Source organism: Acinetobacter legionensis, assembly GCF_048552295.1.
Taxonomy (GTDB): domain Bacteria; phylum Pseudomonadota; class Gammaproteobacteria; order Pseudomonadales; family Moraxellaceae; genus Acinetobacter.
On record NZ_JBIMCW010000001.1, the window covers coordinates 37,936 to 49,969 of the forward strand.

7 protein-coding genes and 1 pseudogene are annotated in these 12,034 nt (G+C 37.8%); 2 read left to right on the forward strand and 6 right to left on the reverse strand.

Going from position 1 to position 12,034, the window contains the following annotated elements; all coding sequences use genetic code 11:
- Positions 1-77 precede the first annotated feature (77 nt).
- Positions 78-2,111 (reverse strand): oxidoreductase, encoded by a 2,034-nt coding sequence (locus ACG916_RS00165; protein WP_336951667.1) that lies wholly within the window; start codon positions 2,109-2,111, stop codon positions 78-80.
- 261 nt (positions 2,112-2,372) lie between these two features.
- Here ACG916_RS00165 and ACG916_RS00170 point away from each other — a divergent pair, with 261 nt between their 5' ends.
- Entirely contained in the window at positions 2,373-3,200 is an 828-nt protein-coding gene (locus tag ACG916_RS00170; protein ID WP_419327194.1) for a hypothetical protein, read from the forward strand.
- A gap of 128 nt (positions 3,201-3,328) precedes the next feature.
- Here ACG916_RS00170 and dld read toward each other — a convergent pair whose 3' ends face one another.
- From dld to ACG916_RS00195, 5 genes and pseudogenes are all read right to left on the reverse strand, one after another.
- Positions 3,329-5,026 carry a D-lactate dehydrogenase gene (dld, locus tag ACG916_RS00175; RefSeq protein ID WP_419327193.1) on the reverse strand — a complete coding sequence of 566 codons (1,698 nt, stop codon included), beginning with the start codon at positions 5,024-5,026 and terminating at the stop codon, positions 3,329-3,331.
- Positions 5,027-5,323: 297 nt separating this feature from the next.
- Entirely contained in the window at positions 5,324-6,478 is a 1,155-nt protein-coding gene (gene lldD / locus ACG916_RS00180; protein ID WP_336951672.1) for an FMN-dependent L-lactate dehydrogenase LldD, read from the reverse strand.
- A 2-nt stretch (positions 6,479-6,480) separates the two neighbouring features.
- Positions 6,481-7,224, reverse strand: coding sequence for a transcriptional regulator LldR (gene lldR / locus ACG916_RS00185; RefSeq protein ID WP_336951674.1), 744 nt, complete (start codon positions 7,222-7,224; stop codon positions 6,481-6,483).
- A 42-nt stretch (positions 7,225-7,266) separates the two neighbouring features.
- A complete protein-coding gene (gene lldP, locus ACG916_RS00190) occupies positions 7,267-8,937 on the reverse strand; it encodes an L-lactate permease (protein WP_419327192.1) in 1,671 nt (556 codons plus the stop codon).
- A gap of 585 nt (positions 8,938-9,522) precedes the next feature.
- A pseudogene (locus tag ACG916_RS00195) lies at positions 9,523-10,440 on the reverse strand (DMT family transporter).
- A 152-nt stretch (positions 10,441-10,592) separates the two neighbouring features.
- On the opposite strand from ACG916_RS00195, the gene ACG916_RS00200 reads away from it, so the two are divergent.
- A complete protein-coding gene (locus tag ACG916_RS00200) occupies positions 10,593-11,444 on the forward strand; it encodes a LysR family transcriptional regulator (RefSeq protein WP_336951678.1) in 852 nt (283 codons plus the stop codon).
- Positions 11,445-12,034 lie beyond the last annotated feature (590 nt).

Here is a 12,034-nt window from a genome sequence, read left to right on the forward strand (position 1 = left end):
TTTTCCAATTCTGACAAGAAAAAAATAGACTTAAACCATTCAAATGCATATTGTTTCATCAAAATAGATGATTTTGATTAAAGTTTAGCTGCTATTTCAGCACCTTCACGAATCGCACGCTTGGCATCAAGCTCACCAGCCAATTTTGCACCACCGATAATATGGTAATTTGCTAAAGTTGACTCCCCCTCTAGAGGCATTAAATCCTTAACGGATTCCTGACCTGCACACACCACAATCGTATCGACTCGTAACAATTGATCATGACCATTGCTTTCAATCCATAATCCTTCATTGGTTACAGACTTATATTGCACACCACGCATCATTCTTACTGCATGTTTTTTCAATTGTGCACGGTGTACCCAACCAGAGGTTTTACCTAAACCAATACCAAGAGGTGTGGTTTTACGTTGCATCAAATATATTTGACGAACCGGTTGCTCTACTTCAGCAGGAACAAAGCCACCTTCAGTCATATAGTTCGGATTTGGGTCTACGCCCCACTCACGTTGCCAATCTGCCAAAGGTTGTGGTTGCGGCTGATGCTCAGGTTTTAACAAATATTCAGATACATCAAATCCAATACCACCTGCACCGACAACAGCAACTCTATTGCCGACAGGTGCGCCACGTAATACTTGAGCATAAGACAACACTTGCGGTGCGTTACTGCCCTCAATATTTAAACCACGTGGAATCACACCTGTTGCGATCACCACATCGTCAAAACCTTCACGCTCTAATTGCTCACGATTCACTTTGGTATTTAAACGTAAATCTACACCAGTTTTTTCGATCTGAACTTTAAAATAACGTATGGTTTCATGGAACTCTTCTTTACCGGGCACAACTTTAGCGAGGTTAAACTGTCCACCGACCTCAGTAGAGGCTTCAAACAAAGTTACTTGATGTCCACGACTTGCAGCTATAGTGGCTGCAGACATTCCTGCAACACCACCACCTACAACTGCAATTTTCTTCGGCTTTTTTGTTTTGAGATAAACCAGTTCAGTTTCATGTGCTGCTCGTGGGTTCACCAAGCAACTTGCACGCTTATTTTGAAAACTATGATCTAAACAGGCTTGATTACACGCAATACAAGTATTGATTTCATCAACACGATTGGTTGCGGTTTTACTTACCCAAAAAGCATCTGCCAATAATGGGCGCGCCATTTGCACCATATCAGCTTTACCTGTTGCCAAAATTTCTTCAGCAGTATCAGGCATATTAATTCGATTAGAAGCAATGACAGGTACAGCCACATGCTTTTTCACTTCTGCTGTGTAATCTACAAATGCAGCGCGTGGAACAGAAGTGACAATGGTGGGTACACGTGCCTCATGCCAACCAATCCCTGTATTGAGCAAAGTAATACCTGCTTTTTCCAATGCCTGTGCAACAGTGATCACCTCATCCATGGTATTACCATCATGAACTAAATCGAGCATCGACAAACGGAAACAAATAATAAACTTTTCACCAACTTTAGCACGAATCGCTTTTACAATTTCTACCGCTAAGCGCATACGATTTTCAATTGGCCCACCCCAACGGTCTTCACGTTGGTTAACATGACGACTTAAAAATTGATTCAGCAAATAGCCTTCTGAACCCATAATCTCTACGCCATCATAACCGGCCTTTTTTGCCAGACTAGCTGTTTCAGCATAATCTTGAATGGTTTCAAGTATCAGTTTGTCACTCATCTGACGTGGTTTAAACATCGAAATCGGCGATTTAATTGGGCTTGAAGACACAACGAATGGCTGATAACCATAACGCCCTGCATGCAGAATTTGCATCAGAATTTTTGCACCATGCTTATGTACCGCATGTGTGACTAAACGATGTGGTGCAATATCACCTAAAGTATTCATCGTACCACCAGCGGGGAGTAACCAACCTTGGCGGTTTGGGGAAATCCCCCCTGTAATAATTAGCCCAACACCACCTTTGGCACGTTCTCCAAAATATGCAGCAAGTTTTGGATAGTTATAAAAACGATCTTCTAAACCCGTGTGCATTGAGCCCATCACGACACGATTTTTAATGGTCGTAAATCCCAGATGGAGTGGTTTTAAGATATTTGCATAGCTATTTGACATGATGAATCCTTTAAGTTTGGCTTTGCAACTTGTTGCATACTACTTTATCGAGTTTTAATTTTTTTTTGATGGCAATTTTTGATATTTTCATCGTATATAGTGTCAATTCTAACTGTCTTACGCATAGCGAGAAGTAACACATCTTGATATGATTCATAAAAGAAAAGTGTTATACAGTTTTATAACAATCTTCTGTGTCAATTTTCGTTATTTTGCAATATAACTGCTGAATAAAAGTAAATAAGAAAAGGCATCAACGTTATGAGCCACCCAGTATTTTTAACCAGTTCTACCTTTAGCCGTATGCCAAGAGGTAGTCAAAATCAATGGGCTGAGTTTTTTCAAAGCGCATCTTTTGAACTTGAAGCAAATGCGTTTATTCCAATTTTATGGTTTATGCTGTTTAAGCAAGAGAATATTTTCTGGACTAGATATATAGATGATCTTGATATCAACGATGATCGCAATCAAGTTGATCTTGAAGAACGCCAAGAAGATTTTGGGGAGAGTCAGTATGCTTATTTAGTCATTGACCAACAACAAGCACTTCTCAATTTAGCAGCTCGAAAACCCTTATTTATAGAAATTTTTGGTACAGAAAATATCTACCATTTTGATGATTTTAAATCTTTAATCGAACAACATTATCCTGAGTACATTCTATTGCGGACCAGTGGTTTACCTTTGGATTTAAATGATGCTTATTTCTTAACCCAATTGCTACAACACATCGAAAACAAAGCACAAGATGATTCACAGCAGCACTCTTTTATCGAAATGCAACGTATTGAACTTGCGCGTTTTGATGATCATCCTTATTTCTTTTATGGTGTCAATCTGCATACCCCTATTCTCAATTTAACCACCACAGAAAACCAATCAACAGTTGAACAAAGCAACCATGCTCAATCTCAACAACACTCTTTAGAAACTTCTGGTTTGGCGATTTGGATTTGCACAGCTATCGTTGCAATCTTAACCATTGCAGTATGGTTTACGACACAATCCGCACTCTATGCTGGTATTACCTTCTTGATTAGTGCTTTTGTTCTTGGGTTTATTTCTTCCAAATTTGGCGAACCGAAATAAAAAATAGCCATGTTTTTTAGCATGGCTATGTTAATCAAATAAATCAGTTCTTCATTTATTACTTTTTTTAAAGACTGCTGATTTGATCAATCAGCATGAGCAAGTTAAATTAAAACGGCTCAACATCATCATTTCCAGTACTTTAATTTACTGGTCTGCCCAATCCCAACATTAAAACTATTGGTTGGATCAAGTTTTTGATAATGATTTTTTAAAGTAGGCTTTGCAATATATAAATGCCCGACATTGTGCTCCGCTGGATATTCTGCACCACGACTATCTAGCAAATGCCACATTTGATGTTCCATCGCCAAAGGATCGACACCTTTTTTGACAATATAATCTTGATGAAACACATGACAGAGGAAATGCCCGTAATACAATTTATGGGTAATCAAATCATCCATCTCTTTAGGTAAAGTTTCGACCCATTCACGATCGTTACGACGTAAAGCAATATCCAGCGCAACAATGTCCTCAACTTCCGAACGATGTGTATCACGATAACGAATGGCAGCACCTGCCACTGCGAAACGGTGTAAAAATGCCTTTCGGCCTTCTTCATCTGTACAACGGAAAAAATGGCCTGATGTTTTATGTTGGAAATACTCATTTAAAAAGAGTTCAACTTGTTCAACATCCTGATTTTCGATACGAATCATCAAATGATGTTCATATAAATCACGAAATGTATTCATTCGTTTTGGCAAATGATTTGGCAACAACTTCGTCACCATCTGCAAAACTTTATCAGACAAACTGCGAAGACCAATTTTTTCAAGATATCCGTCTACCTTATCTTTTAACGCAAATGCAGCAGGCACTTTTGCCGTACCAAATTTTTCAATAAACATAAAGGTATCTTTGCCAAATTCAGCACCAATATCATAGGCAACACGATGAATATATTCACCAGCAATCGGCAATCTCGGCAAATCTTTCAATAAGAAACGGCGGATTTCAGTCAAATCGGCATGTGAGTTGGTTCCCACATAAAATACCTGACTTGGAATTTTTTCAAAGGTGTCTAAACGCACTGCAAAGACACAGACTTTACCCGCAGAACCTGAAGCTTCAAATAAACGTGATGGATCAGCATTAAAGCGTGCAGGCGTATTTTCATCGACCTGTTTAACATCATGCGAATAACGATGGTCAGAAGCACAACAACTAGAATTATTAATAATATCATTGAGTTGATATTTTTTATTTTCAAGTTTTGTCAAAATTTCTTCAGGTGTTTCACCCAGATTCACACCCAAATGATTGACCAATACTAATTCACCAGACTCATTTATCCGTGCATAAAGCGCTAACTCCGTATAAGCAGGCCCTCGACGAACCAATGCCCCACCAGAGTTATTACATATTCCACCTAAAACCGATGCACCAATACAAGATGAACCAATTACTGAATGCGGCTCACGATTATAGTGTGCCAACTCTTTTTCAAGACGATCTAAGGTTGCACCAGGTAGGCAAATCACTTGCTGACCTTGATTAATCACTTGAATACCAGTCAAACGACGTGTACTCATTAAAATAACTGGTCGGTCGTAATCATCACCAAAAGGTGTTGAACCACCCGTGAGGCCAGTATTTGCAGCTTGCATAATCACAATACAGTCCGCATTTACAGCAGCTTGTAACACTTGCCATTGTTCAAACAAAGTTCCAGGAACCACAACAGCCAAGACTTGCCCTGAGCCATAACGACGACCCTGACGATAAAGGCGGGTATCATTATCATGAGTTAAAACGTGTTGCTGACCGATGATGTTGATTAATTGCTGAATGGTTTGTTGTGAATCAATATTAGATTGCATTTTCCCTATCCTATTGATGAACCCTTATTTAATCTCAGTCAATAAGGCATTCATTCCGACAGCATTTTTTTCAATATTATTTGTATTGAGGGATTAATGATCAGTTCAAGCTACTGTTTTGATGAAAAGTAGCTTAAACCTCGCTTATCCACAAAACTTGTTAAATCACATCTTTTCATTTGATGCTTTGCAAAAACAACATGTTATAAGGTCGTTCTACCTGAAAGCTTTTCAGATGACATTTGCACCTATCAAATTTAAAAATGTCATTTATCTTGATGAATTATCAAAAATACATCATTCATCCAATCCTTTATCTAACTTCACTAAACAATCGGCGCTTATGTCTGCAATTGTTTTGGCGCCCGTCAAAGTCATTGCGACACGCATTTCTTTATCAATTAACTCAAGCAGATTTGAAACGCCTGCACCACCCGCTGCCCCTAATGCATAAACAAAGGCACGTCCCAGCATGCAGGTATCTGCACCCAATGCGAGCATACGTACAACGTCCAAACCATTACGAATACCAGAGTCAGCAAGGATTTTAATATCGCCTTTGACGGCATCTGCAATTGGCGGAAGTGCGCGCGCAGATGACAAGACGCCATCTAACTGACGACCACCATGATTTGATACAACAATACCATCGGCACCGAAACGAACTGCATCTTTGGCATCTTCAGGGTCAAGAATTCCTTTAATTACCATTGGGCCATCCCAAAATTCACGAATCCACTCAAGGTCTTTCCATGAAATAGACGGGTCAAAGTTATTGCCCAACCAACCAATATAATCTTCAAGTCCAGTCGGCTTTCCTAAGTATTTTGAAATATTTCCTAAATCATGTGGACGACCCAGTAAACCGACATTCCAAGCCCAATGTGGATGAAAACATGACTGCATATAACGACGCATCGCTGCATTTGAACCACTCATGCCAGAATGTGCATCACGGTAACGCGCCCCTGGTACAGGCATATCAACAGTAAACACCAAGGTTGAGCAACCTGCAGCTTTGGCTCGCTCTAAAGCATTTTTCATAAAGCCACGATCACGCAGCACATATAACTGAAACCACATTGGGCGGTTAATTGCTGGTGCAACTTCTTCAATCGGACAAACTGACACTGTAGATAATGTAAAAGGAATGCCCTTTTTATCTGCCGCTATAGCAGCTTGAACCTCACCACGACGTGCATACATACCTGTTAATCCAACAGGAGATAATGCAACAGGCATTGATAAAGTTTCATCAAACAATTTTGTTTCTAGACTTAGCTGAGACATGTCATTTAAAACACGTTGCCTTAACGCAATTTTTGATAAATCTTCTACATTTCGTTTCAGTGTATATTCCGCATATGCACCACCATCAATGTAATGAAAAAGAAATGGTGGTAAACGACGTCGCGCGGCTTCACGATAGTCATTTGCAGAAGAAATAATCATGCTCATATCCTGTTTAATCGACTCGCACGCTGACGACGGGCTTCTTCCTCATCAATCATACGTACTTGCTGTACTACAAATTCTATATGTCCACATACTGCATCTCTTGCTGCATCTGGATCATGACGTTCAATTGCATCCATCACTTTAAAATGTTGATCATGCAATTGATCAAAACGATGTGTTTCTGAATACACTTTACGTCTACCCAGTAGCACGTTAAATTGCAACAGATCAAAAACGCCCCGCATCATCTGAATCAATACTAAATTGTGTGATGCTTCAGCAATCGCTAAATGGAATTTAGCATCTGCTAGAGAAGCCTGCTCATCATCGCCAATCGACTGAAAATATGAAATCTGATCATAATATTCGCGAATCTGAGCTAGATCTTTAGGCGTTGCACGTTGCGCAGCATACCAAGCTGAACCACCCTCAAGTATTGTTCGAGCCTCTTGCACATCAAAACGATATGCAGGGTCTTCATCAATCAAATTACTTAAAGGTTCAACAATCTGAAATTTTGACCAGTTCACAGGGAATTGTTGTAAATACGTCCCTGCTCCAACTTTACTGACCAGCATACCCGTACTGGTCAGTTGTGAAATCGCTTCTCTTAAAGAGGAACGGGATACACCGAGTTGTTCACACAATTTTCGTTCAGCAGGTAGACGTTCTCCGACTTGCATGTTTTTTTCTTCAATTAACATACGAAGGCTTTGTACCACTTTGTCAGAGACTTTCATCTGCTTTCCTCAGTTTTGTGTTGGTTCAACGATGCTTCATTCTCATGGAATCATCCAAGGGAACACATAAGCTTGTAGTGTAACGATAATACCGATCATTATAGTAAACGTTATACTGTGTTTAACCGTAAAACGGAACAAATCAGATTCTTTACCTACAAGCCCCACTGCCGCACATGCTATTGCAATCGATTGAGGCGAAATCATTTTTCCTGTCACACCACCACTGGTATTTGCAGCCACCAATAATACTTCTGGAACTCCAATTTGCTGTGCAGTCGTGGCTTGTAATGCGCCAAATAAAGCATTTGCAGAGGTATCAGAACCTGTGAGGAATACCCCCAACCATCCTAAGAATGGAGAGAAGAATGTAAATGCCTGACCCGTATGTGCAAGTGCCAAAGCAAGCGTGGCAGACATACCTGAATAATTTGCAATAAAGGCGAAAGCCAAGACCATACCAATTGAATAAATTGGAATTTTTAACTCATTAATCGTTTCACCAAAAGTTACAACAGCTTCTTTTGGCTTCATTCTTAAGAAAATAATGGTAATGATCGCTGCAATAAAAATTGCGGTACCTGTGGCTGAGAACCAATCAAACTTATAAATTGCATCATAATCTTTCATTTCAGAAACAACAGGTGGCATCTTTTGAATCATTTGATGCAAATAAGGCACTTGGATTGAAATCACTAAATCATGTAGCGCACCATCTTTGGTAAATAAATCCTTAAACGGTTTTACACTCCATATCGTGACCATCACAGTTAAAATTGCAAATGGAGACCACGCTTTAGCTATCTGAGCAAGGCTATATTTCTGTTGTTTTTGTGCAGCAAGATTCTCATCCATGCTGGCATCTTCATTTGCAAAACGGAAAATATGCTTTGGCTGCCAATATTTCAATAAAATTGTTAATGAAACCAAAGAAGCAATTGAGGCAGTAATATCTGGTAATTCTGGCCCCACAAAGTTTGAAGTCAAATATTGTGCAAGTGCGAAGGAGCCACCACCAACAATGACAGCAGGCCAAGTTTCTTTCACACCACGCCAACCGTCCATAATCGCCATGATCCAGAACAGCACAATTGGCACCATAAATGGTAATTGACGACCAACCATCTGACTGATTTCCATCGTTTCCACACCAGAAACCTGACCAGCAACAATAATTGGAATACCCATTGCGCCAAATGCCACAGGTGCTGTATTTACAATTAAACATAGACCTGCTGCGTAAAGTGGTTTAAAACCAAGTCCCACCAACAATGCAGCGGTAATTGCGACAGGTGCACCAAAACCAGCGGCACCTTCCAAGAACGTACCAAAAGCAAATCCCACAAACAGCATTTGCAAACGTTGATCTTCAGTAATCGACAAGATCGAAGAACGAATAATATCAAATTGCCCTGTTTTTACTGAAATTTTATATAGAAATACTGCTCCGATAATGATCCATGCAATTGGCCATAAACCATAAAGGAAACCATAGACCAATGATGCCAATGCCATCATCGTTGGCATTTGATAAGCAAATAATGAAACCAGTAAAGCCAATACAACCGTAATTGTCCCCGCAACACTTCCTTTCATGCGGAATACAGCAAGGGCTAAAAAGAAAAATATAATTGGTATAAGCGCAATAGCACTAGATACCCAGATATTGCCCATCGGATCATAAATCTGTTGCCAATGTTGAAGCATTGTCATCTCCTTGAAATGCTTGCTAGAACGTGGAATGTCATTGAATCATCCATTTATTTCTCAATAATTGGTATGACCAATTTAGTTTTAAATTAAAAAATTTTGCACTAACTGCCACTTAATATTAATTTTTGCTGATTTAAAGATCAATAGTTGACACTCAATTAATTATTTTGGTATGACCAATATTGCAAGTATTTCAGTCAATTCACAAATCAATCCTTCAGATTTCAGGGTTTCAAATCGAATAACTCATTTGTTTTATATTATATTTTTTTAAATTAAACTAATTTTCTACAACTTTAGTCGCATGCTATTCTTAATGCACTTTTTAGTAACACTGATTTAAGTTTATTATCGGGTTTGGAAATACCTCAAAACCAAAATTAGTCAGACCAATTTAACAATCAGTTAAAATAAGCGTTAAGGCATCGCCTTAAACAAACAAATATCAAGTAAAAATAGAAAGAAAAAGCAGAAAGAAAAAAAGCAAAACCAATAAATTTTCACTGATTTTGCTTTTCACTTTAATTAAAAAATTATATAAATTTAATCAACTATAAATTAATTCATCAATACGCATTTATTGATTTAACGATGCTCACAACTCAATAAGGTTTCAGGTTTTTTCTTGATTTTAAGGTTTAAAGAACTTGAAATAATTCCTGAACAGATCAATGCCGCGCCGATAATAATGTTGATTGTAATCGGCTCATGCCAAAGCACATAACCAAAAAATAAACTTAGAATAGGAATACACATGATTGAAATAGACGCAACAAAGGTATCTACCTGACTCACAATCCAATTCCACAAGGCAAAGGCAAAACCAGTACCAATTACAGCAATATAGAACAGGATTGAATCATTCAGTGGATTCATCCAAACTTTAACATCTACAGGTTCAAAAATTAAAGCACCGATCAAAATCACCACTCCACCCATCAACAACTGCCAAAAGGTCAATTTGATTTTGTCATAAGTTGCAAAATTCTGTTTGATATACACTGTGGTTAAAGCCCAAAAGAAGCCAGACAAGATTAAGAAAGCTTGACCAATTAACTATAAATTCAAATGAATATGATTTAATTGTGGCCAAAGAATCGCAACCAAGCCCAATGTGCCAAGAACCAACCCAATCATTTTTTGGCTATTTAAACGCTCATTTAAAATATAATGCGCCAATACACCAATAAAAATAGGCATAGTAAACACTAAAACTGCAGACAATCCTGAATCAACAAATTGCATGGCAAAGGTTTGTGTTGCATAAAAACCAATACAAATCATCAAACTTGAGATTATCAGTTTTTGCCATTCACCTTTTGCGGGTAAAACAGATTTTCTTAACAGTACTTGAACCAACATAAGGGTAAGCGCAGCTAAGATTAAACGCGTAGAAATAAATAAGAATGGCGGAAATACTTGCAAACTATGTTTGACCAATCCCCACAAAGATCCCCAGACGAGACACAATAATACAATTGCACCAATCACTCGAAGATTCATTTGCTGTACTCAACAGATGGAAAGTGCTTAGAGTATAGAAAATAAATGACATCATGAATAATGCTGTGTTTTAATGTACACATCATTTTTTTTGATGCCAAAGTGGATACTTTAGTGTCAGCGCTTATTCAATGCATTTTTGAGGAATTGAAATGAATATCGATATGGGTGATATCAAATCATTTGTGACTGTTGCTGAACTAAAAAGCATTACAGCAGCAGCAAATAAACTCAATTATTTACAATCAAATATGACTGCAAAAATAAAAAAGATTGAAAATCACTATAAACGTCAACTATTCATCCGAAAACCTAAAGGTGTTGAGCTCACTGAATCTGGCATGAATTTATACCAGCAATATAAAAAAATGATTTTCACATGGGAGGAAACTGAAAATAAAATCTATCAGCAGGAAAAAAATTTACGCTTTGGTACCAACACCAGTTTAGGCGGAATGCGTTTCTACCCTTCTTTTAGCCAGCTATATGAAACTTACCCTGAACTTTCGATCACCATGAAAACAGGTGCGACAGGTTATATTGAAGATGAAATATTACTTGGAAATCTAGATATCGCCTATGTTTTAGGTCATCCCAAGCAGAAAAATATTCAGTATATTCAAAAAGCAGATGACCAGCTTGTGATTATTGGGAAAAATGTCATCAACCATGACAACCTTGAAGATTGTCTCAATCATCAAAATATTTTACTTGCTTCTGAAGAATGCTGTTATGCAACCACTTTAGATCACATTTACACAGACTATAATTTAACCAAAGGCGAGTTAACCCATATTTATGATCATGAGGCCTTAGTCAATTTCACTCAATTGGGTATGGGAATATCAATGATTGCAAAATCACTGATTAAAAAATTTAATATTCAATATTATCGAGAAACACCTGAACAATATCGAGATATTGGATTCTATCTGATTGCACGAAGTGAGCATGTATTTACGCCGATTGAAAAGCAGTTTATCGGATTGAATGATCAGCTTTAACCACACCAATATTTTGCTTTTAAACATTAGCTTTCATAATTTATATTGGGTTATTTTATTTGGTGCGCGTTTTCCGATTTAAACACTGAGAAAAACAGCATAACCGTGGCAACAAAGTACCAACAGGAAATATTTTGAGCATAAAAAGAGGAAAGAAAATTGAGCCTAAACGATTGCACAAGCTTCCAGATTTCACTCCATTTGCGCATGAGAAGTGAATAAGAATTAACACCAATTTCTCTAATATAGAACCAACAAAATAGCTGCCTTGATTTGTAAACACATAATACAGCATGTTTATTAAATCAAAAATCAAGGCAAATGCTACAATTTTATGCAATGTTGATGAAGTTTGATTTTTCTGTATTCGTCACACTTTTTTATCTTTGTTATTTGATTCCATTTCAGTTTTTTACTCAATGTAAAACCATCGTTTTTGCTATATTAATCTATTTTTCAAATTAAAAAAAAATGATTTCCACTGACAACAGCCCAAAATTTGTATTGAAGGGTGTTATAATACTGCGTTTATAAAATTCTCTTTGGCCACCCATATATGTGGTGCCTCTTTCGAAATAGTTAGGACGAGC